Origin of the sequence: Rhodococcus koreensis (genome assembly GCF_017068375.1) — a bacterium.
GTDB lineage: Bacteria > Actinomycetota > Actinomycetes > Mycobacteriales > Mycobacteriaceae > Rhodococcus_F > Rhodococcus_F koreensis.
On the sequence record NZ_CP070609.1, the window covers coordinates 8,126,655 to 8,148,151 of the forward strand.

19 protein-coding genes and 6 tRNA genes are annotated in these 21,497 nt (G+C 69.7%); 10 read left to right on the forward strand and 15 right to left on the reverse strand.

Annotated elements, in window-relative coordinates:
* Positions 1 to 21: 21 nt before the first annotated feature.
* Together JWS14_RS36940 and JWS14_RS36945 are read right to left on the reverse strand one after the other, a co-directional pair.
* Positions 22 to 1,308, reverse strand: coding sequence for a ribonuclease D (locus JWS14_RS36940; protein ID WP_206015391.1), 1,287 nt, complete (start codon positions 1,306 to 1,308; stop codon positions 22 to 24).
* Positions 1,309 to 1,357: 49 nt separating this feature from the next.
* The gene (locus JWS14_RS36945) at positions 1,358 to 2,752 is read right to left on the reverse strand and encodes a WS/DGAT/MGAT family O-acyltransferase (RefSeq protein ID WP_072942297.1); all 1,395 of its coding nucleotides are present in this window, start codon (positions 2,750 to 2,752) and stop codon (positions 1,358 to 1,360) included.
* Positions 2,753 to 2,920: 168 nt separating this feature from the next.
* On the opposite strand from JWS14_RS36945, the gene JWS14_RS36950 reads away from it, so the two are divergent.
* Entirely contained in the window at positions 2,921 to 4,171 is a 1,251-nt protein-coding gene (locus JWS14_RS36950; RefSeq protein WP_072942296.1) for an alpha/beta hydrolase, read from the forward strand.
* Here the strand turns inward: JWS14_RS36950 and JWS14_RS36955 are convergent, their stop codons facing one another.
* Positions 4,172 to 4,765, reverse strand: coding sequence for a DUF3000 domain-containing protein (locus JWS14_RS36955; protein WP_072942294.1), 594 nt, complete (start codon positions 4,763 to 4,765; stop codon positions 4,172 to 4,174).
* A 161-nt stretch (positions 4,766 to 4,926) separates the two neighbouring features.
* On the opposite strand from JWS14_RS36955, the gene hemE reads away from it, so the two are divergent.
* From hemE to JWS14_RS36975, 4 genes are read left to right on the forward strand one after another with little or no spacing between them, the layout of a single operon-like run.
* Complete coding sequence (gene hemE / locus JWS14_RS36960) at positions 4,927 to 5,994, forward strand: uroporphyrinogen decarboxylase (protein WP_174705497.1); 1,068 nt, start codon at positions 4,927 to 4,929, stop codon at positions 5,992 to 5,994.
* Entirely contained in the window at positions 5,991 to 7,352 is a 1,362-nt protein-coding gene (locus JWS14_RS36965; RefSeq protein WP_206015392.1) for a protoporphyrinogen oxidase, read from the forward strand. The genes hemE and JWS14_RS36965 overlap by 4 nt, the downstream gene beginning before the upstream one ends.
* A gap of 4 nt (positions 7,353 to 7,356) precedes the next feature.
* Entirely contained in the window at positions 7,357 to 8,052 is a 696-nt protein-coding gene (gene hemQ / locus JWS14_RS36970) for a hydrogen peroxide-dependent heme synthase (protein ID WP_072942290.1), read from the forward strand.
* Between the two features lie 15 nt (positions 8,053 to 8,067).
* Positions 8,068 to 10,416 carry a molybdopterin-dependent oxidoreductase gene (locus tag JWS14_RS36975; protein ID WP_095860666.1) on the forward strand — a complete coding sequence of 783 codons (2,349 nt, stop codon included), beginning with the start codon at positions 8,068 to 8,070 and terminating at the stop codon, positions 10,414 to 10,416.
* Here the strand turns inward: JWS14_RS36975 and msrB are convergent.
* From msrB to JWS14_RS36995, 4 genes are read right to left on the reverse strand one after another with little or no spacing between them, the layout of a single operon-like run.
* Positions 10,376 to 10,813 carry a peptide-methionine (R)-S-oxide reductase MsrB gene (gene msrB, locus JWS14_RS36980; RefSeq protein WP_072942286.1) on the reverse strand — a complete coding sequence of 146 codons (438 nt, stop codon included), beginning with the start codon at positions 10,811 to 10,813 and terminating at the stop codon, positions 10,376 to 10,378. The two genes, JWS14_RS36975 and msrB, sit on opposite strands and share 41 nt — an antisense overlap.
* Before the next feature lie 58 nt (positions 10,814 to 10,871).
* Positions 10,872 to 12,206 (reverse strand): glycosyltransferase family 87 protein, encoded by a 1,335-nt coding sequence (locus tag JWS14_RS36985; protein ID WP_095860665.1) that lies wholly within the window; start codon positions 12,204 to 12,206, stop codon positions 10,872 to 10,874.
* Between the two features lie 34 nt (positions 12,207 to 12,240).
* A complete protein-coding gene (locus JWS14_RS36990) occupies positions 12,241 to 13,806 on the reverse strand; it encodes an alpha/beta hydrolase (protein ID WP_083395547.1) in 1,566 nt (521 codons plus the stop codon).
* 14 nt (positions 13,807 to 13,820) lie between these two features.
* Entirely contained in the window at positions 13,821 to 14,609 is a 789-nt protein-coding gene (locus JWS14_RS36995) for a pyrimidine reductase family protein (RefSeq protein WP_206016258.1), read from the reverse strand.
* Positions 14,610 to 14,643: 34 nt separating this feature from the next.
* Between JWS14_RS36995 and zapE the strand changes: the two genes are divergently transcribed.
* On the forward strand, positions 14,644 to 15,660 hold the full coding sequence (zapE, locus tag JWS14_RS37000) for a cell division protein ZapE (protein ID WP_206015393.1): 1,017 nt from the start codon (positions 14,644 to 14,646) through the stop codon (positions 15,658 to 15,660).
* Between the two features lie 8 nt (positions 15,661 to 15,668).
* Here zapE and JWS14_RS37005 read toward each other — a convergent pair whose 3' ends face one another.
* From JWS14_RS37005 to JWS14_RS37015, 3 genes are read right to left on the reverse strand one after another with little or no spacing between them, the layout of a single operon-like run.
* Entirely contained in the window at positions 15,669 to 16,199 is a 531-nt protein-coding gene (locus JWS14_RS37005) for a GNAT family N-acetyltransferase (protein ID WP_072942281.1), read from the reverse strand.
* Complete coding sequence (locus JWS14_RS37010; protein WP_072942280.1) at positions 16,196 to 16,537, reverse strand: hypothetical protein; 342 nt, start codon at positions 16,535 to 16,537, stop codon at positions 16,196 to 16,198. The genes JWS14_RS37005 and JWS14_RS37010 overlap by 4 nt, the downstream gene beginning before the upstream one ends.
* 22 nt (positions 16,538 to 16,559) lie before the next feature.
* Positions 16,560 to 17,780 (reverse strand): MFS transporter, encoded by a 1,221-nt coding sequence (locus JWS14_RS37015; protein ID WP_206015394.1) that lies wholly within the window; start codon positions 17,778 to 17,780, stop codon positions 16,560 to 16,562.
* A gap of 441 nt (positions 17,781 to 18,221) precedes the next feature.
* Here JWS14_RS37015 and JWS14_RS37020 point away from each other — a divergent pair, with 441 nt between their 5' ends.
* Positions 18,222 to 18,710, forward strand: a complete 489-nt coding sequence (locus JWS14_RS37020; protein ID WP_072942277.1) for a 2-isopropylmalate synthase — start codon at positions 18,222 to 18,224, stop codon at positions 18,708 to 18,710.
* Positions 18,711 to 18,780: 70 nt separating this feature from the next.
* Here the strand turns inward: JWS14_RS37020 and JWS14_RS37025 are convergent.
* The 5 genes from JWS14_RS37025 to JWS14_RS37045 all read right to left on the reverse strand — a co-directional run bounded on the left by JWS14_RS37025 (position 18,781) and on the right by JWS14_RS37045 (position 19,265).
* Positions 18,781 to 18,855 (reverse strand) — tRNA-Val (locus JWS14_RS37025).
* Between the two features lie 16 nt (positions 18,856 to 18,871).
* Positions 18,872 to 18,944 (reverse strand) — tRNA-Gly (locus JWS14_RS37030).
* Positions 18,945 to 19,024: 80 nt separating this feature from the next.
* Positions 19,025 to 19,096, reverse strand: a tRNA-Val gene (locus JWS14_RS37035).
* Position 19,097: 1 nt separating this feature from the next.
* Positions 19,098 to 19,168 (reverse strand) — tRNA-Cys (locus tag JWS14_RS37040).
* A gap of 24 nt (positions 19,169 to 19,192) precedes the next feature.
* Positions 19,193 to 19,265 (reverse strand) — tRNA-Gly (locus tag JWS14_RS37045).
* A gap of 252 nt (positions 19,266 to 19,517) precedes the next feature.
* Between JWS14_RS37045 and JWS14_RS37050 the strand changes: the two genes are divergently transcribed.
* The 3 genes from JWS14_RS37050 (at position 19,518) to JWS14_RS37060 (ending at position 21,450) form a co-directional block, all read left to right on the forward strand.
* Positions 19,518 to 19,589: transfer RNA gene (locus tag JWS14_RS37050), tRNA-Val, on the forward strand.
* A 155-nt stretch (positions 19,590 to 19,744) separates the two neighbouring features.
* Positions 19,745 to 20,947, forward strand: a complete 1,203-nt coding sequence (locus tag JWS14_RS37055) for an RtcB family protein (RefSeq protein ID WP_072942275.1) — start codon at positions 19,745 to 19,747, stop codon at positions 20,945 to 20,947.
* A 77-nt stretch (positions 20,948 to 21,024) separates the two neighbouring features.
* Entirely contained in the window at positions 21,025 to 21,450 is a 426-nt protein-coding gene (locus JWS14_RS37060) for a TIGR02611 family protein (RefSeq protein ID WP_072942273.1), read from the forward strand.
* Positions 21,451 to 21,497 lie beyond the last annotated feature (47 nt).

Below are 21,497 nucleotides of genomic sequence, written 5' to 3' on the forward strand. Positions count from 1 at the left end.
CCCGCGTGTCGGTGCTCGCGATCAGTCGTCGCCGGAGCCCTTCTGCTCGGCCGCGGCGCGCAGTGCGGTCGCCAGCCGGGGCACGGTCAGCATCCGCTGCCAGGGTCGCGCCCCGCCGGCGTCGAGCACCCGGTCGATCGCCGCCTCGGCGCCGTCCTCGGGAGCCGCCCAGTCCCAGCACAGCCTCCGGACGAGTTCCGGGGTCACCAGGTTCTCCACCGGCACCGACGCCTCCGCCCCGAGTGCGGCCAGCGCGGCGCGGGCCGCCGTCAGCCGTTCCGCGGCGTCGGGGTCGTGCCGCGCCCACCGGCTCGCGGGCGGGGGGCCCGTGAACGGCGGGGTCTTCGGGGGAAGTTCGGAGTCCGGCAGCGCCCCGGCATCCTCGAGCGCCTGCAGCCAGATCCGGGAATGCCGCCGCTGCCGGGGACCGCCGAATACGGGCAGCGCCCGCAGCGCCTCGATGCTGCGGGGGTCCTTGGTCGCGGCGTCGATGATCGCCGAATCCGGAAGCACCCGGCTGGGGGAGACGTCGCGTTTGCGGGCCAGGTCCTCCCGGGCCTGCCACAGCGACCGTGCGGCGGCGAGTTGCCGCTGCGTCTTCAGCGACGTGATGTGCGACGTCCGCCGCCAGCGGTCGGCCTTGGGCTTCGGTGGTCCCGCGAGCCGGATGTGCTCGAATTCCTGTGCCGCCCACTCGCTCTTGCCCTGCTCGTCGAGTTCCGCGGCCATCACGTTCCGCAACTCGACCAGGACCTCGACGTCGAGGGCCGCGTAGTTCAGCCAGGTGTCGGGCAGCGGCCGCTTCGACCAGTCGGCGGCGCCGTGCCCCTTCCGGAGTTCGAGGCCCAGCGTCCGCTCGACGATGGCGGCGAGGCCGACCCGTTCGAACCCGGCGAGGCGCCCCGCGAGTTCGGTGTCGAACAGCGTCGCCGGCGCCAGGCCGATCTCCGCCAGCCCCGGCAGATCCTGGTCGGCGGAGTGCAGGATCCACTCCAGCGGGTTGATCACGTCCGCCAGCGGGGCGAGATCGGCGGCGGTGGGGATCGGGTCGAGGAGCACCGTCCCCGCGCCCTCCCGGCGCAGCTGCACGAGATACGCCCGCGCCGAATAGCGGAAGCCGGACGCCCGCTCGGCGTCGACCGCCAGCGGCCCGGTGCCCTCGCTCAGCGCGGCCGCGGCCTTCGCGACACCCTCCGCGGTGGTCACCACGTCGGGTACGCCGTCCCGGGGTGCGAGCAGGGGTACTACCTGCCTGCCGGGTTCTTCGGCGGGGACGGGTGACGAGGCGTCGTCGGTGACTTCGGACATGACAGCTGACTCTACGTCGCTTCGGGATTCCCGCAGCGCACCGGCGGGTTCACGGCCGGTTCCCCGCTGCCTCGACGAGCTCGTCCAAGGCCGCCGGAAACGCGTCGACGAGGTCCCAGAGGTGGGGCGCGAGTTCGGGGCAGCTCATCAGACCGACGTCGAGTTGACCGTTCAGCGACATCACCGTCACGTTGAGCCCCGCGCCGTGGAAGATCGGGCCCAGCGGATACATCGCCCGGATCAGGGCGCCCAGGAAGTACAGCGGGACCGCAGGCCCCGGCACATTCGAGATCACCAGGTTGTGGACCACCGGATGCCGTTCCGCCAGGCCGAGGGTCGAATAGAGGCGCATCGCCGTGCCGAACACGGCCTGGCCGGCGAACTGCGACCAGTCCTGCAGCAGGCTCGGGCCGAGCGTCTCGTTGTGTTCCTTGGACGTCGAGTTGTGCTCGCCGATCGCCAGCAGGCGTTCGGCGGGATCCTCGATCTGCGTGCCGAGTTGGGTGAACATCCCGGACACCTGGTTGGTGCCGGGCCGGTCCGATTTTCCGTGGACCGACACCGGGACGATCGCGACCAGCGACTTGTCGGGCAGTTCCCTGCGGCTGTGCAGGTACTTCCGCAGTGCGCCCGAGCACAGGGCGAGAACGACGTCGTTGACCTTGACGTCGAACGCGTTCTTGACCGTCTTGACCTTGTCGAGGTCGAGCTGGGTGAACGCGAGATTGCGGTGGCTGGTCAGCGTGCCGTTGAGGGACGTGCGCGGTGCGGTGAACGGCGCAGGCATCGCCTCGCCGCGCCGGGCCCGGCCGATCCAGCGGGGCAGCAGCGTCAGGCTCTGCGGGACGATCCGCAGCAGTTTCGCGGGCCGGGACGCGACGGCGAGCAGCCCGCCCACGGCGATGTCGAGCGTGCTCGCCTGCCCCGCGCTCTCGGCGGAGTCGTCGCGGTCGGGCCGCGGGGCGTCCGGTTCGAGGCCGCACAGCTGGGCCATCATGTTGGCGCCGGTGATCCCGTCGACGCCGGCGTGGTGCATCTTCGACATCACGGCGACGGAACCGTCCTCGAGGCCCTCGATCACCCACATCTCCCACAGCGGCCGGGCGCGGTCGAGGGGGATGCCCGCGATGTCGCCGCACAGTTCGGCCAGCTCGTCGCGGCCGCCGGGGGCGGGAAGGGCGACGCGGTGGCAGTGCCGGTCGATGTCGAAGTCGGTGTCCTCGACCCACACCGGGTGGTCGAGGTTGAACCTGGAGTCCTGCAGCTTGCGCCGGAACGCGGGAATCGCCTCGGTGCGGGCGCCGAGTTCGGCCTTGAGCCCGGCGAACGTGTAGCCGCCGGGAATCGTCGAGACGTCGAGAACGATGACTCCGCAGACGTGGAGGAGTTGCGTCGACGTTTCGAGATAGAGGAAGGACGCGTCGAGACCGCTGAGTCGCTGCATGAACCGATACTAGAACACGTTCTAGAATCTGGTTTAACGAATCGCGGAACCGCGAGGTCCGCGCGGCGGTGGGCCGACGAGGCGGCGCTCGATGTCGTTCTCGATCCGCCCGCGCAGGGGTGCGGGGCGCGCAACCGCGCCATTAGAACATGTTCTACGGTGGGAGGTATGACCCGAGGCTTCGTTCTCCGGCAGGCCGTCGGCGCCGCACTCGCCGCCAACGCCCTGCGTCCCCTGCCCGGCGCGCCCACCTCGGTGGTCGCGTTCTTCTCGGGGTGGCTGACCACCGAACTCGCACCCCACCTCCTCGCCGTGACCGCCGCCGACGCCGCCCAGCACGCGGCCCGTCACGGAACGCGGACCCGCAGCGACCGTGTCGGTCTCGCGCTGGCCGCCGCCTCCGCCGCCGGGCTCGCCGCCGTCATCGCGACCGGCCGGGGCGCCGGAGCCGAAGCCGAATCCGCGCTCGTCGAGACGCTCGGCGAGAACTACACCGACCGCGACCACGCCATCGACCATCCCGGGCGACCGGTGTGGCGGCAACTCCTCAATCCGTTCTGGATGCGGAACAAGGCCGTCACCCGGGTCCGCAACCTCGCGTACGGGCCGGGCGGGCGCCGGGCCCGCCTCGACATCTACCACCGGCAGGACCTGCCGTCGAAGAGCCCGGTCCTCCTCCAGATCCACGGCGGAGGCTGGGTGATCGGGAACAAGGACCAGCAGGGTCTGCCGCTGATGCTCGAGATGGCCTCGCGGGGGTGGGTGTGCGCGGCCGTCAACTACCCGCTGTCGCCGAAGGCGAAATGGCCGGAACACCTGATCGCGATCAAGCAGGCACTGGCCTGGTTACGGGAGCACGTCGAGGAGTACGGCGGCAACCCCGACTTCATCGCCGTCACCGGCGGTTCCGCGGGCGGCCACCTCGCCGCCATGGTCGGCCTCACCGCGAACGACAGCCGGCTGCAGCCCGGATTCGAGGACGTCGACACGTCGGTCCAGGCGTGTGTGCCCTACTACGGCGTCTACGACTTCGCCGGCGACACCGGAATCAAGGCGGTCCTCCAGCGCGTGCACTCCGGACTGATGCCGATGGTGCTCGGCAAGAACGCCGCGTTCCCCGACGACTACCGGGCCGCGTCGCCGCTCGCGCACCTCCGGGCGGACGCACCGCCGTTCTTCGTGATCCACGGCACGAGTGATTCGCTCATTCCCGTCGCCGAGGCGCGGATCTTCGTCGACGAACTCCGGCAGGTGTCCGGCAACCCCGTCGTCTACGCGGAACTGAAGGGCGCGCAGCACGCGTTCGACGTGTTCCCCTCGATCCGCAGCATCTCGGTCACGCAGGCGGTCGGGCGGTTCCTGGAATGGTCGCGCAGCGCCACCACCGACGTGCCCGCGGCGGGCACGGAATCGGCCTGACTACTTGCCGCCGAGCGTCTTCAGCTGCGCCACCCCGGCGGGCGGCAGACCGGCCGCGTACGCCAGCACCTCGCAGAACGCCTCGACGTGCGCGGCCAGTTCGACCGACGTCGCCGTCCACGACGCGCGCAGCTCCAGCTGATGCGCATGCGGGGGACCGGCGATGTCGCCGTACCGCACCGACGTCGTCGCGGTCACCGTCCCGCCGAGCGCGTTGAGGGGTTCGTGGCGCGACTCCAGCGCGTCGACGAGCCAGCTCCACGCCACCTCGGGAAGCAGGGGGTCGGACGCCACGGCGGCGTCCAGGTCGGCCTGAATGTAGGCGACCAGCCGCATCGTGCCGTTCCAGGCCTCGTCGCCCTCGGGGTCGAACAGGAGGATCAATCTGCCGAACGCGTCACCCTCGCTCTGCTCGGCGACGACCCCGGTGTCCTCGTGCACGACCTCGGCGCCGACGGCGTAGCTGAACGGCGCGAGTCGTTGCGGGGGCCGGATGGGACCCAGCTCGATGTCCGCGCGGACCTGCGCGGAATTCATCGCTTCGACGGCGGCGCGGAACTCGGCCGGTTCGGCGGGCGATCCCGAAGTCGTCACAGCCCGGGACGTTAGACCCGGACCCACGCATCTCGTCGGAGGCGCGCCGAGCAGGGCCGATCGGCGGCGGAGCCGCGGCATGGCAGCATGAGAGCTGCCGAAATTCGAGCAGGCAGAGAGCGCGAGGACCGATGAGCGGGTTGGAAAGCACCAATGCAGGCATGAGCGAACGGGCGACGTACGCCGCGAGGCGGGTGCTCCCCGACGCACCCCTCCTGGCGGCCGCGGGAGGCCGCGCTCCCGGCCGACGCCCGGTGTGGTTCATGCGGCAGGCGGGCCGCTCGCTTCCCGAGTACCGCGAGATCCGGTCGGGGATCGGCATGCTCGAGTCGTGCTTCGATCCGGCACTGGTCTGCGAGATCACCATGCAGCCCGTGCGCAGGCACGGGGTCGACGCCGCGATCCTGTTCTCCGACATCGTGGTGCCGCTGAAGGCAGCCGGCATCGATCTCGACATCGTGGCCGGCACCGGTCCCGTCGTCGCGAATCCGGTCCGGTCGATCGCGGACGTCGCAGCCCTGCCCCGCCTCGTGCCCGAGGAGGTCGGTGCCGTCGCGCAGGCCGTGCAGCTGCTCACCGCGGAACTCGGGTCGACGCCGCTGATCGGCTTCGCCGGCGCCCCGTTCACCCTCGCGTCGTATCTGGTCGAGGGCGGACCGAGCCGCAATCACGAGCGCACGAAGGCGCTGATGCACTCCGACCCGAAGACGTGGCACGCGCTGCTCGGCACGCTCGCCGACACCACCATCACGTTCCTGCAGACCCAGCTGCGCGCCGGCGTCGACGCGATCCAGCTGTTCGACTCGTGGGCGGGTGCGCTGTCGCTGGCCGAGTACCGCGAATTCGTGCTGCCGCACTCCGAGCGGGTGTTCGCCGAGGTGGCGAGCGCGAAGGTGCCGCGGATCCACTTCGGTGTCGGAACCGGTGAACTGCTCGGCGCGATGGGCGAGGCGGGCGCCGACGTAGTCGGCGTCGACTGGCGCATCCCCCTGGACGTCGCGGCGCGCCGGGTCGGCCCGGGCAAGGCGCTGCAGGGCAACCTCGACCCCGCGGTGCTGTTCGCGGGACCGGCGGCCGTCGAGAAGCAGGTCCGCCGCATCACCGCGGAGGCCGACGCCGCCCTCGCCGCAGGCGCGACGGGACACATCTTCAACCTCGGGCACGGCGTCCTGCCCGATACCGACCCGGGCGCGCTGACCGCGCTGGTCGAGTTGGTGCATTCCCTGTGACCGGGTCGTCGCCGAACGTACTCGTCGTCGGCGGCGGCATCTCCGGGCTCGTTGCCGCGTACCGCCTGCGGCAACGGCTCGGCGCCGGTGCCCGGATCGTCGTCGCCGACGGCGCGCAGCGGCTCGGGGGCAAGCTGCGCACGGTGGATCTGGCCGGGGAACCCGTCGACGTCGGGGCGGAAGCCTTCATCGCGCGGCGCCCGGAACTGCCTGCCCTGCTCGGCGAACTCGGTCTCGCCGACCAGCTCGTGTATCCGGCGGGGCTGCGTCCGCTCATCTGGTCCGAGAACGCTCTGCACCCGCTGCCCGCCGACACCCTCATGGGGATCCCCGCGGACGAGAACAGCCTCCGGGGACTCGTCGACGAACGGACCCTCGCGCGGGTGGCGGGGGAGCGGACGGTGCCCCTCGACTGGACGCCGGGTGACGACGTCTCCGTCGGTGCGCTGGTCGGCGACCGGTTCGGTGCGCAGGTGGTCCGGCGGTCGGTGGATCCGCTTCTCGGAGGGGTCTATTCGGGGCTGGCGGACACCATCGGTGTCCGCGCCGCCCTCCCCACCCTCGCGGCCGCCCTCGACCGCGGTGCCACGAGCCTGTCCGCGGCCGTGGCGGAGGCACTTCCCCCTCGCGCTGCAGGACCGGTGTTCGGGGCGCTGCGCGACGGCTACGGCGTCCTGCTGCGCGCCCTGACGGACGCCGCGGGCGCAGAGATCGTGCACGAGCGAATAGAAGCGCTCGACCGCGACGGCGACGGCTGGTCGGCGGACCCGGTGGGCCGGGTGGACGGTGTCGTGCTCGCCGTGCCCGCTCCGCAGCTCGCCGAACTGCTCGCCGGCGTCGCCCCCCGCGCGTCGGCGGCCGCCGCCGACATCCCGCTGGCCTCCTCGGCCGTAGTCGCGCTGGCCCTGCCTGCCGGCACCGACATCCCGCAGAACTCCGGGATCCTGGTCGCCACCGACACGTCGCTCGGCGCGAAGGCGTTCACCCTGTCGAGCCGCAAGTGGCCGCACCTCGCCGAGCGGGAGGTCACCCTCGTGCGGGCATCGTTCGGACGGTTCGGCGACGCCGCCGTCATCGACGCACCCGACGACGAGCTGATCGCCGCGGCCCGGCGCGACCTCGCGACCGTCACCGGGGTGTCCGCGGAGCCCGTCGCCGCGCACGTCCAGCGCTGGCACGGCGGACTGCCGCAGTACGGTCCCGGCCACCTCGAGCGGGTGGCGGTGATCGAGCAGGAAATCGCAGGTCTGGACGGTGTCGAGGTGTCCGGGGCGCTCCTGCGGGGGGTGGGTGTACCCGCGTGCGTGGCCGCTGCGACGACGGCGGCTGCACGGCTCTCCGGGCGAGTGGCACGATAGACCCATGGCACGCCTCGACTTCGACGCATTGAATTCTGAAATCCGCTACCTCATGTTCTCGGTGTTCCAGGTGGAACCCGGTGTACTCGGGGACGACCGGGAAGCTGTGATCAAGGAGGCACGGATCTTCTTCGAAGCTCAGGCCGAGAAGGGTGTCGTGGTGCGCGGGCTCTACGACGTGGCGGGACTGCGCGCCGACGCCGACTTCATGATCTGGACGCACTCGGCGAGTATCGAGGCCCTGCAGGCGACGTACGCCGACTTCCGCCGCACCACCGCCCTGGGCCGCGTGAGCAAGCCCGTGTGGAGCAACGTCGCGTGCCACCGTCCGGCCGAATTCAACAAGAGCCACATCCCGGCGTTCCTGGCAGGCGAGGATCCGGGCAACTACATCTGCGTGTACCCGTTCGTCCGCTCCTACGAGTGGTACCTGCTGCCCGACGACGAGCGCCGGAAGATGCTCGCCGACCACGGCATGGCGGCCCGCACCTACAAGGACGTGCGCGCCAACACCGTGCCGGCGTTCGCGCTCGGCGACTACGAGTGGATTCTCGCGTTCGAGGCGCCCGAGCTGTACCGCATCGTGGACCTCATGCGCGACCTGCGCGCCACCGAGGCCCGGCTGCACGTCCGCGAGGAGGTGCCGTTCTTCACCGGCCCGCGGGTGGATGTGGAGAAGCTCGTCGCGGCTCTGCCGTGATCTGACGCACGAGAAATGAGTGACGCCGACGGGGCCCACAGGGCGCCCCGCTACCAGCACATGTCGCACTGGGGCATGTTCGAGGCCGAGGTCGCCGACGGCGACGTCGTGGCCGCGCACCCGTACACCGGTGACGCCGACCCGTCACCGGTGCTGGGCAACCTCGCCGGGTCGGTCCGAACCAAGGCGCGGATCACCGGTCCGGTCGTGCGCCGGGGGTGGCTCGAGAACGGCCCGGGACCGAGCACCTCCCGCGGCTCCGACGAGTTCGTGCCGGTCGACTGGGAGGAGCTGACCCAGCGGCTGGCGAACGAACTGCGCAGGGTGGTCGACACCCACGGCAACAGCGCGATCTACGGCGGTTCGTACGGGTGGGCCAGCGCGGGCCGGTTCCACCACGCGCAGAGCCAGGTGCACCGGTTCCTGAACACCCTCGGCGGCTACACCCGTTCGGTGCACAGCTACTCGCTGGGCGCGACGGGCGTCGTCATGCCCCGGGTGGTGGGCACGCACTGGAAGATGTTCGCCCGCTCCACGTCCTGGAGGCTCATCGCCGAGCACACCGACGTCATGGTGTGCTTCGGCGGCGTCCCCCTCAAGAACACCGGCGTCAATCACGGCGGCACCAGCGACCACCCCACCCGTGACGCCCTCGATGCCCTGCGGCGGCGCGGCGGATCCGTCGTGTCGTTCAGTCCGTTGAGCGACGACGTGCACGGCGTCGCCGAACGGCATGCGCCGGTGCCCGGCACCGATGTCGCGATCATGCTGGCCCTCGCATATGTTCTCGCGTCGGAAGGCCTGCACGACACGGCGTTCCTCGCCAGCCACTGCGTCGGCTACGACCGCTTCGAGGACTACCTGCTCGGACGCTCCGACGGTGTCCCGAAGTCGCCGGCCTGGGCGGAGCAGATCTCCGGCATCGCCGCCCCGGACCTGGTGGCCCTCGCCCGGCGGATGGCGGCGGGCCGGACGATGGTGACCGTCACCTGGTCGCTGCAGCGGGTCCGGCACGGCGAGCAGGCCCCGTGGATGGGGGTCACCCTCGCGGCGATGCTGGGCCAGATCGGCCTTCCCGGTGGAGGTTTCGGTCACGGCTACGGTTCCATGAACGAGCCCGGGCTCGCCCCGGTCCCGTACCCGCTGCCCACGCTTCCTCAGGGTCTGAACCCGGTCCGCGACTTCATCCCCGTGGCCGCGGTCTCGGACATGCTCCTGAACCCGGGCGCCCCGTTCGACTACGACGGTCAGCGTCTGACGTACCCGGACATCAAGATGCTGTACTGGGCGGGCGGCAACCCGTTCCACCACCATCAGGACATTCCGCGTCTGCGCCGCGCACTGGCCCGGCCCGACACGATCGTCGTCCACGACCCCTACTGGACGCCGATGGCCCGGCACGCGGACATCGTCGTCCCGTCCACCACGTCGCTCGAGCGGGCCGACATCAGCTGCACCCGCAACGATCCGCTGCTCGTCGCCATGCACGCCGCGGTGACGCCGTACGCCGACGCGCAGGACGACTACGACACGTTCGCCGCCGTCGCCCGGAAACTGGGTGTCGGCGAGAAGTTCACCGAGGGCCGCACGTCCGGGCAGTGGCTCGAGCACTTGTACGGGCAGTGGCGGGACTTCGTCCGGGCGGACGGCGGACCGGCGCCGAGTTTCGACGACTTCTGGACGCAGGGCCACGTGCGGATGCGGACCGAGGACGACCTGATCCTGTTCGGCGACTTCCGGGCGGATCCGGTGAAGTTCCCGCTCGGCACCCCGAGCGGGCGGATCGAGATCTTCTCCGAGGACATCGACGGATTCGGCTACGACGACTGCGCCGGCCACCCCCGCTGGTACGAGCCGGAGGAGTGGCTCGGCGGCCCGCGGGCCCGGCAGTTCCCGCTGCATCTGATCGCCAACCAGCCACGCACCCGCCTGCACAGCCAACTCGATCACGGCGGCACCAGCCAGAAGTCGAAGATCCGGGGCCGCGAACCGCTGCGCATCCATCCGGACGACGCCGCCGACCGCGGACTGACCGGCGGCGACGTCGTCCGCGTGTTCAACGACCGGGGCGCGTGCCTCGCCGGTGTGGTGGTGGACGAGGGTGTCCGCCGCGCGGTGGTGCAGCTGTCGACGGGGGCCTGGTACGACCCGCTGGACGCGACCGACCCGGATTCGCTCTGCGTGCACGGGAACCCGAACGTGCTGACCCCGGACGTGGGGACGTCGTCACTCGCCCACGGCTGCACGGGCCAGCACGTGCTCGTGCAGATCGAACGCTACGACGGCGAGCTGCCGCCGATCCGGGCGTTCGATCCGCCCGCGATCATTCGCCGGCCGGTTCCAGAACCAGCGAGATCGAATTGATGCAGTACCGCTGATCGGTGGGGGTGGGGTAGCCCTCGCCCTCGAAGACGTGGCCGAGGTGGCTGTGGCACGTCGCGCAGACCACCTCGACGCGGCGCATGCCCAGCGAGGTGTCCTCGCGGAGGATGACGGCGTCCGAGTCGGACGGGTCGAAGAACGACGGCCACCCGCAGTGCGATTCGAACTTCTCGGTGCTGCGGAACAGTTCGGCGCCACAGGCCCGGCAGTGGTAGACGCCTTCCGTCTTGGTGTCGGTGTATTCGCCGACGAAGGGGCGCTCGGTGCCGGCCTGGCGCAGCACCGCGTACTCCTCGGGAGTCAGTTTCTCGCGCCACTCGCTGTCGGAGAGAGCAACCTTCGGGGCGGACTGCGTGGGATCCTGCTGCTGCGAACTCATGGCTCCACGCTAATACGTTTCGCCGGTTCCGGCCGTGAGGCCCCGGCGTGTGACAGAGCTACGTCTTGGCGGCGGCCGACTCGATGTGCGGCTGCCGGTCCGGTTCCGGCTCCCGCGGAGTCTCGGGGGCCTTCTCGCCCGGTTCGAGGAGGAACGCCGGATCGATGCCCCGGTCGAGGCGGCCTTCGCGTCGCGCCGTGACGTAGCGGACGGTGAGCACACCGAAGATCACGAGGAGCATCAGACTCCACCCCAGCGTGGTCTTCATGTACTCGGCGGTCCGGCCGGCCTCGATGAACCGGCTCGACAGCCAGCTGTCGTAGCTCATGAAGCCGTACACGGCCAGCCACGCCGGCCAGTTCCGCATCACCGAATTCTTCAGCACCACGGACATCAGGAGCGGGAACAGCATCATCGAGTAGTACATCTGGCCCAGCGAGCCGAGCAGCCACGACGCGGTCAGCAGAACCCCGGACGTGGTGACCACGAAGAACAGTTCGTCGTGGCGGTAGAAGCGGTGGAGCAGCCACAGCGACGAGAGCACGATGGCGGCGAAGACGCCGCGCAGCGCCCAGATCATGCCGGTGGGCAGACCGTAATACTTGCCGTTGCCGACGATCGCGCTGTTGAAGTAGTCGCGCGACTCCATCAGGTACGGCACCGTGTGGTGCACGAAGTCCATCGGGTCCGCGGACAGCGGCCACGCGACGGCGGTGAGGATCAGGGGGATGCCGATCGCGGTGACGAACACCTTCCACTGTCCGCGCACCAGAGGCAGCAGCAGAAGTGGGGCGAGGATCGGTTTGACCGCGAACGTCAACCCGATGGCGACGCCGGACCACATGTCCTTGCGCTTCATGAGCAACACCAGGAACGCGATCTCGCCCAGCAGGACGAGACCGTTGATGTTGGTGAAGACCAGGGTATTGGTGACGGTCTCGGACGAGAACGTGGCGAGCAGCAGGATCGGGGCCGCGATGGAGTTCAATCCCAGGCCGAACAGCCGCAGCAGCAGGTACAGCGCGATCACGATGGCGATCGCGTTCGCGATGATGAACAACCAGCGGGACTTCTCGGGGTCGATCACCGCGATCGGCGCCATCAGCAGCGTCCCGGACGGCGGATACAGGTAGTGCGGATCGACCCAGTTGAAGTTGGCGGTGTAGACGGGACGCCCGTTGAGGAAGGCCAGCGCTGCGTTGTAGACCGGCCGGAAGTCGTCGGTGATGTACCCGTTGACCGCCTTGACGACCACTCGATGCAGCACGGTCATGACGGCGATCGGCCACAGCGCGAAGTTGATTACCTCGTTGGCAGTCCGCCCGGTGCGCGGTTCGAGTTGTCGAAGGAACACCACGGCACGGTACACCGAGATGCCCTGACGTGCGGTCACGCACCCCCTGTGGGTGTCGGGCGGAACACCTCCGCTAAGCGGGGCAGGCGCTGCCGTCCGGCGGCAGCTTCCCGTCCGTGACGTAGGTGACGATCGACTTCTGCGCGCAGTCCGAATGGGTGGCGGGGTGGCCGCTGCCGTGCCACGTCAGCGTCGCCGTCGCGGCGCCGGCACTCGACACGGCCCCCGTCACCGTCCCCACCCCGGCGTTCCCGACGACCGGGTCGGCGGTGCCGCTGAGCACCAGGACCGGCAGTGTCAGCTCGCCGGGCAGGGCGGGGGGCGCGGTCGCGGGCCAGGACGTGCACGTGAGCAGGCCGACGGCGGCGTTCGGGCCGAACAGCGGGAACCGTTCGCCCCACAGCTTCTGCAGTTCCCGGACCCGGTCGGGTGCGGGCCACTGCTGGCCGTCCGTGCAGCGGGTGATGAACTGGCCGTCGCTCTCGTAGGCGGCCTCGGCCTGCGCGATCGCCGCGAGGATCGGCGCCGTGTTCCCGGCGAGGGCGGCGGACACCGCATCCGACAGGGCGCGGACACGGCCCTGCTGGTCGCCGCCTGCCGCGGCGAGCGACCCGGACACCGCGGTGAGGAGGGCGTTCGCGGAGACCCGCGGGATCTGGCCGTTCGCGGCGCGGGTGACGGCGTCCGTCACCGCGGCGCGGGGATCGGCGCCGAGAGAGCAGTTCAGGGCGGTGCACTGGCGGGCGAACGCGTCGAACGCCGCCTCCTGACCCGCCACCTGCTGCTCCGTGACGGTCGCGGCGTCCACCGTGGTGACGGCGGGGGAGTCGAGGACGAGCCGGCCGACCCGGCCGGGGTACTTGGCGGCGTAGCTGAGCGCGACGGCGCTGCCGTTGCCGGTGGCGAGGATCCCGAGCGCGTCGACGTCCCAGGTGCGGCGCAGTTCCTCGATGTCGTCGGCGGCGTGGGTGCTGTCGAACGCGAGTTCCTGCGGCTGCAGGTAGTCGGTGCACGCGATGGTGGCGTCGCGGCCCAGCGCGGTCACCTTGTCGACCTGGTCACCCGTCCCCGGGTCGAACTGCCCGAGATTCGCCAGGCTGCTGCGGAGTTCCGGGGTGAGGCACTCGATCTCCTGCGAGGCGGCGATCCCGCGGCGGTCCACCGCGACCACCGGACGCGTCGACAGCAGCGACGTCAGACCACCGGTGCTCAGCGCCGCGAGCGTCGCGGTCGACGACCGGTCCGATCCCGACGTGAGCACGAGCGGGGCCGCGTTCTCGGGGGTGTCCGCGAGCCGCGCCCGCATCGCGCCCATCGTGAAGGTCCCGGGCAGGGTGCCGCTCTCGTCGACGGCCGCCTCGTAGGAGCCGCATTCGAAGATGAGCCCGGCAGGGGGTGTCGTGCCCGGGCCCAGGGCGCCGAGCGTGCTCTGCGTGCAGTCCGTCCACGCCACGTCGTTCTTCGGGGTCTGCAACACGGGCGGGGCAGCGTCGGGGTTCTCGCTCTCGGTCGCGGTGGGTTCGCTGCCGCCGCCCTCGCGCTCGACTGCTACGTGCGGACGGTTGGACGGTCCGGCTCCGCACGCGGTGCACACCACGAGAACCATTGCGAGCAACACCGATCTGCGCATGGCGACCACCCTGCCAGGTTCCCCTACGGGCGGGGCATCCGCACCCATCGGGTGAGGACGGTGCCATCGGTGTCGGTGAGGATGTGCGCGGGAGTCATCGAGGTGATCCGGGCATTCGGTGCGGTCGCGACGCGACCGGCGGTTCCCCCGGCGAGCACCGGCGCCGTAGTCAGGCAGACCTCGTCGACGGCGTCGTCCGCGATCAGCTGCCCGAACAGGCTCGGGCCGCCCTCACAGAGCACCCGCCGGAGTCCGAGGTCGTCCAGCGCCGCGAGCAGTCCTTCACTGGTGATCTGCCCGTCGCCGGCGGTGACGATCCGGGCGCCCGCGTCGGTGAGGGCGCGGATCCGCGCCGGGTCCGCGTCCGCGCACGTGACGACGATAGGGGCCACCTCGGTGTCCGTGAACAGGCGGGCCTGCGGGTCGAGGTGGGCGCGAGCGGACACGACGGCGATCGGCGGGACCTCCGGCATCCCCGAGGCCACCCGGCGACGCCTGCCCTCGGCGCCGACGCGCGCCCCGCCGTAGTTCTCCGCCCGGACGGTTCCGGCCCCGACCAGGACGACGTCGGCCAGTTCCCGCAGGGTTGCGAAGACCAGTGCGTCCGCGGGGGTGCCGAGCGCCCCGCTGACCCCGTCGACCGAGACGGCGCCGTCGATGCTGCTCACGAAGTTGACGCGGATCCACGGTCGAGGGGTCTCCGCCGGGTAGGCATACAGTTCGCGCAGCGTGTTCGCGGCCGATTCGCTGGACTCCTCCCGGACGGGCGGGCGGTCCGGTGTGAAAAATGTCGCAATATGTACACGGTGCATGTTGGTGATCACAACACGTGGATACCCTGCTTGTATGCATGCACGTCTTGTCGATCGCAGCCCCGTGGTCCCCGCTGATCAGTTGGTAGCTCAGATGGTGCCCCCGGCCATGTTCGACGAGGTGAGCTTCGCGTCGTACATTCCCGATCCCGCAGAACCCAGCCAGGCCGCCGCGGTCCAGAAGGCGGAGGAGTTCGCGAAGAAGGTCGTGAAGATCCGCAGCGGCGGTCGACGCGGTCTGTTCGGGAAGAAGACGCCGGCCACCGGTGCCGGTCTCTACCTCGACGGCGGCTTCGGCGTCGGCAAGACCCACCTCCTGGCCTCGATCTTCCACAGCGTCCCGTCGCCCAAGGCGTTCGGCACGTTCGTGGAGTTGACGCACGTCGTCGGCGCCCTCGGCTTCAACAAGGCCGTCGAGCAGCTGTCCGACCACAGCGTCCTGTGCATCGACGAATTCGAACTCGACGACCCGGGCGACACCATGCTGGTCTCCCGCCTGCTGTCGGAGTTGTCGGCTCGCGGCGTGTCCATCGTGGCGACATCGAACACGCTGCCCGGCCAGCTCGGTGAGGGCCGATTCGCCGCACAGGACTTCCTGCGGGAGATCAAGAAGCTCGGCTCCATCTTCGAGACGATCCGCGTCGACGGACCCGACTACCGCCACCGCGACCTGCCGCCGGCCCCGGACCCGATCTCCTCGGAGGAGCTCGCCGAGCGCGCCGACAGCATCCCCGGCGCCACGCTCGACGACTTCGACGCGCTGTGCAAGCACCTCAGCACGCTGCACCCGTCCCGCTACAACAAGCTGGTCGCGGGTATTCCGGCCGTGTTCCTGGACGGCGTCCACCCCGCCGAGGACCAGTCGGTCGCGCTGCGGCTGGTGGTCCTCGCCGACCGCCTCTACGACGCGAGCATCCCGGTCACCGTGGCCGGGGCCAAGCTCGACGCGATCTTCACCCCCGAGATGCTGGCCGGCGGGTACCGGAAGAAGTATCTGCGTGCCACGTCGCGCCTGCTGGCGCTCTCGCGTTTCGAGGTCGCGGCGAGCTGACCCGGCCGCTACAGCGCCCGCTGCATCACGAAATCGTGGTGCAGCTGGGTGCCGACGACGAACGTCTTCGTTCCGACCTGCGCGAATCCGTGCTTCGCGTAGAAGCGCTGGGCTCGCACGTTCTCCTGGTTCACGCCCAGCCACAGCCCGGCGCACCCCGCCGCGACCGCGCGTTCGACGATCGCATCCATCAGCGCGGACGCGACACCGGTCCCGTGATTGCCGGGCAGCACATACAGCTTGCTGATCTCGGTGGTCGGCCGCAGGGTCACGACCCTGCCGACGTCCGGGTCGGCGGGTTCCCCGTCGATCAGCATCGCGTAGCCGACGATCGCCCCGCCGTGCGTGACCTTGAGGACGGTGCGGTCGGGGTCGGTGAGGTACTCGGAGAACCGCTCGGCGGACAGCACGTCGTCGATGAACGTGGCGATGTCGTCCTGCGTCGCCCCGGGCGGGCACGCGAGGGGGAACGTCGCCGCGGCGACGTCGGCGATCGCTTCGGAATCCCAGATTCCCGCCGGGTCGATTTCGACAGTCACAGCTGATCCACCGCGTCCTTCGCTTCCCGAAGTGTCATCCCCGTACTGTCCCGCAGCAGGCCGGCCGCCGCAACGGTCCGGCCGTACTCGACCGTGGCCTTCGCGTGCCGCACGCCGATTCCGTCCCGTGCGACGAGAAGCTTGATCGCCTCGGTGGTCCGGCCCCGGTCCAGGAGGCACGTCACCTCGTCCCGGGTGGCGTCGTCGAGTTGCCGCCACGTCGATGCGGGATGCAGGTCGGGTGGGGTGTGCGAGCCGCCACGACAGGACCGCGACGAGACCAGAACCGCGATGTAGACGTTTCCCACCGCGATCACGAACCATCCCCAAGTCGGCATGACCTAAGTAGAACATCTGCTGTCAGTCGCGATCCGGGGCCCACTTGGATTGCTCGTCGCGGTCCCGGTCCGGGGCGAACGCGGGCGCGAGGAGCAGGAGCCCGACCGCGAACAGGAGCGGGACCACGAACCCGATCCGCAGGCTGGTCGCGGCGGCGACGCCGCCGATGATCGCTCCGCCCACGAGGGTTCCCGCGTAGTTGAACAGGTTGATCCGCGCCACGACGTCGTCGACCTGTCCGGCGGGCGCCAGTCGTCCGGCGGCGCTGAAGCACAGGGGAGCGACGACCGGGACACCGAGGCCCACGACGAGGAATCCTCCGATGGCGACGGCCGGGGACCCGGCGAACACGACGACCGCCATTCCGGCGACACCGACCGCCGAACCCGCACGGACGACGGCGATCTCGCCGTACTTCGCGACCCAGAAGTCGCCGCTGAGCCGCGACACCAGGGCCGCGCACTGGTACGCGGCCAGGGCCAGCGCAGCGGTGCCCGCATCCGCGAGCAGCACATTCCTGACGTACAGCGCGGACCAGTTCGCGACACCGAAATCGATGGCATAGAACAACGCCATCGCGGTACCGAGTGCGAGCAGGGCGCGGATCGGAACCGGAACGGCCACAGGGCCGGTCGCCGGTGCGGCGGTGCCCGCCGGTTCCCGGCGGCGGAGGAGCCGGGGCCCGCAGCCGGCCAGACCGGCGGTCACGACGAACGCCGCCGTCAGCTGGTCGGCGGCGACACCCACGCCGAGTGCCGACGTCGCGGCGACGAAGAGCGCGCCCGCAATGGCGCCGACACTCCACACCGCGTGGAACGACGACAGGATGAAGCGGCCGTAGGCGTGCTGGATCGTCACCGCCTGCATGTTGGCGGCGGCGTCGACGATGCCGAGTCCGGCGCCGTACGCGGACAGGCAGACGAAGAAGGCGGCGGTGTTCGGGCTGAAACCGAGCACCCCGCCTGCGGCCGCGATCGTCGCGAGCCCGAGTTGCAGTGCCGTCCTGCTGGAGAATCGGCGGGCCAGGTGCTCGGCGAGGATGCTGCCCGCCCCGGCGATGAGGGACACGGTCACGACGGCGACCACGATGACCGTGTCGTCGAACCCGAATCGGTCCTGGTACTGCGGCAGCTGGGTGAGGACGGCTGCGAGGAGAAAACCCTGCAGTCCGAAGGCGGCCGCGGCGGCGATCCGTGCCGATCGGTGGTCGGTGGACACTTCCGCGCGTGGTGGATCCGTCATGGGGCCGGCCTTCGATCGTGGACATCCGATGATTGGACGAGTGTCCAATACTTTGCGGGGATGCGCAGCGTTCTCCGGATCGGCGGGCGATATGTCCGAAAGCGACGGTCGGTGAGGTGCCCGGAACAAGACTGAGCCCCAGCCTTGGATGGGGGGTCATGGCTGGGGCTCATTGCCATCGGGGGGGTGGATGGCAAGTTCGACGATACATGAGGAATTCCTCACGTTCCAGAAGCAGGGGTAACGATTTCGTCACCCGACCGTCGCCGGCACTACCGCACGCACCGGGGTTGTCTCGGCGGACGGTTGTCGCTTACAGTGTCCTCCATGCAGCGCATCCTCGTAGTTCTCCGCCGTAGCGGGGTCTGATACGGACCGACCCCTCGCTGCGGGTCGTTGAGCTACGCGTTGGTCCTCCCTCCTTTCAGGAAGACCACGAGAATGAGCGCCAACACTTCTTTCGCTTCGACCTTTCCCTCGTCGGCACCGGCCGCCGACCCGTTCGCCGCCCGCCACGGCAAGTCGCTGCCGTCGGAACTCCGCACCGAGGCCGCCGGAATGGCCTGGAAGGCGTTCGACACCGTCTACGCGCCGTCCAACGGCCCGTTCCGCCTGGGTAGCTGGTCGGAAACGAAGACCGGACCCGGAATGTGGGATTTCGAAGCTACCCTCGGCATCGGCGAATCGATCTGCAAGACCGGTGCGAGCGCGCCCGGCCCCGTCGCCGCCATGACCTCGATGCTGTACGACGCGGGGTGTGCGATGGAGATCCTGTCTTTCCATCAGCACGAGATCGGGCACCGCACAGCGACCTTCCTGCTGTGTGAGAGTGCCGGCATCCGGCTCTGGGCGATGGGAATCGGGGAGTCCGGCACGGAATCGACTCTGCGGGCGATGATCTCCGGCGCCAACCGGCTCCGGCCCGCCTGACGCACAACGACGTGCGGCCCCGGTCTGTGACCGGGGCCGCACGTCGTGAACTGTTCTGTTGAACGCGAAATGGTGCGCGATACTGGGATTGAACCAGTGACCTCTTCCGTGTCAGGGAAGCGCTCTCCCGCTGAGCTAATCGCGCGGGACGGAAAAAAGAGAGCGGACGACGGGATTCGAACCCGCGACCCCAACCTTGGCAAGGTTGTGCGCTACCAGCTGCGCCACGTCCGCATTCGTGAAGGCCCCTTGCGGGGCCGTCACTGTCGAGCAAGTCAAACATCTAACAGTCGAGCATCTAGCATCTATCTCGGTGCGCGATACTGGGATTGAACCAGTGACCTCTTCCGTGTCAGGGAAGCGCTCTCCCGCTGAGCTAATCGCGCGAGGTGGAGACGGGAATCGAACCCGTGTGCACGGCTTTGCAGGCCGTTGCCTCACCACTCGGCCACTCCACCGTAAAGGTTGAGTCCAACCTCTCGAGCGGACGACGGGATTCGAACCCGCGACCCCAACCTTGGCAAGGTTGTGCGCTACCAGCTGCGCCACGTCCGCATGCACCGTGTAACTCGCGGAGAATGTTCTCCGTGGTGCGGTTGAGAACATTAGCCGACCATCCGCGATAGTTACAAATCTGCAGGTCAAGGCATCAGACGGTGAACTGCGTGTGAACGGGACCGGGTCGCGGGCGCGCCGTATGCGGGGTCCGGCACGAATCCCACACGAATCCCATCGGGGTGATTTTCGTTCGGCCGCCGGGTCTGTTAATGTTCCAACTCGTTCGAGCGCGAGTGTCTGGCGCGCCTCGGTCCCGTGGCTCAGTGGAAGAGCGTCCCGTTCACACCGGGAAGGTCGCTGGTTCGATCCCAGCCGGGACCACCGAGAGAAGAGGTCGTTTCCGAAATCGGAAACGGCCTCTTCTTTTTCGTGTGCGCACTCGGAAAATCGGTTGTTGCCACTCTCCGGCGCGACGGACAATGAACTGAGCCGGCCGAAATTTCCCGGGTGATCCGCTACCGAAGGATTGAAGTCCCATGTTCCCCGTGAGGCTGGAAGGCACCACCGCGCCGACATTGATGTGGGCGGAGGAGCAGACCATCGAGCAGGCGGCGTTGCAGCAGCTGCGGAACATGGCGGACCTGCCGTGGGTGCACGGGGTCCGCGTCATGCCCGACGTCCACGTGGGCAAGGGCGCGACGGTCGGTTCCGTCATCGCGATGCGGGCGGCGGTCGCCCCCGCGGCGGTCGGCGTCGACATCGGCTGCGGAATGACGGCGGTCCGGACCGATGTGACCGCGGGCGACCTGCCCGACAGCCTGCGGTCGATGAGGTCGCACATCGAGCGGGCGGTGCCCGTCGGTTTCGCCATGCACGAGCACTCGGTGAACGTCGGCGCGCTGGGTACGGATGCCGGGGGAGTGAAGAAGGGGTGGCACCGCTTCTGGCAGGAGTTCGGCGACCTGCATTCCGGCGTGCAGTCCCGGGAGTCGCGGGCGATGAAGCAGATCGGCACCCTCGGCGGCGGCAACCACTTCATCGAGGTGTGCCTGTCGGACGCCGACGAGGTCTGGCTGATGCTGCACTCCGGGTCACGCAACATCGGTAAGGAGCTGGCGGAGCGGCACATCGCGGTGGCGCGGGCCCTGCCGCACAACCAGCGGCTGGTCGATCGCGATCTCGCGGTGTTCCTCGCAGGCAGCAAGGAGATGGACGCGTACCGCCACGACCTGACGTGGGCGCAGGAATACGCGGCCCGGAACCGTGCCGTCATGCTCACGTTGGTGATGCAGGCCTTCCGGCAGTCCCTGCCCGGCAGGACGGTGCGCTTCGACGAGCCGATCTCCTGTCACCACAACTATGTGTCGGAGGAGATCGTCGACGGCGAGCCGATGCTCGTCACGCGTAAGGGCGCGATCCGGGCGGGCCGGGGTGATCTCGGACTCATCCCCGGGTCGATGGGCACCGGTTCCTACGTGGTGCGGGGCCTGGGCTCCGAGTTGTCGTTCAATTCGGCGTCGCACGGGGCGGGACGGACGATGAGCCGCACCAAGGCGAAGAAGAGGTTCACCGTCGACGACCTGGTGCGGCAGACGTCCGGCGTCGAGTCGCGCAAGGACGCCGGCGTGATCGACGAGATCCCCGGCGCCTACAAGGACATCGAGCAGGTGATCGAAGCGCAGGCCGATCTCGTCGAGGTCGTGGCACACCTGCGGCAGGTCGTCTGTGTGAAGGGGTGACCGCAGGTCGCGGTCGGTAGGGTGGACTGGTGACCAGCAGAGAAGCTCGACCGGGACCCGCGCCCGAGAACGGGGATGTGGACGACTCGGATCTGTCCCCGTTCCAGGAAGCGGAGAGCCGCTGGCGCCGGTGGCGGGCACACGTCGCCGCGCGCCCGAGCCTCAACCTGGCGTACCGCATCGTGGTGGGGGTGATCGGCGTTCTCGTGCTCGCCGCCGGGATCGTCGCGATCCCGTACCCCGGCCCCGGCTGGCTGATCGTATTCGCGGGGCTCGGCATCCTCGCGTCCGAGTTCGCGTGGGCGCACCGGTTGCTGCACTACGCGCGGCAGCGCTACGACAAGTTCATGGACTGGTTCTCGCGGCAGTCGCTGGTGGTCAAGGGGGCGGGCGCGTTGCTGACGTGTGCCGTCGTCCTCGCCACGCTGTGGTTGCTCGGGACGTTCGGGCTCGTCGGGACGTGGATCGGCCTCGACTACCCGTGGCTGGAGAGCCCGCTCTAGCCGGACGCATGATTGGGTGTCAGTGCTGGGCCGATAACATGGGCTGG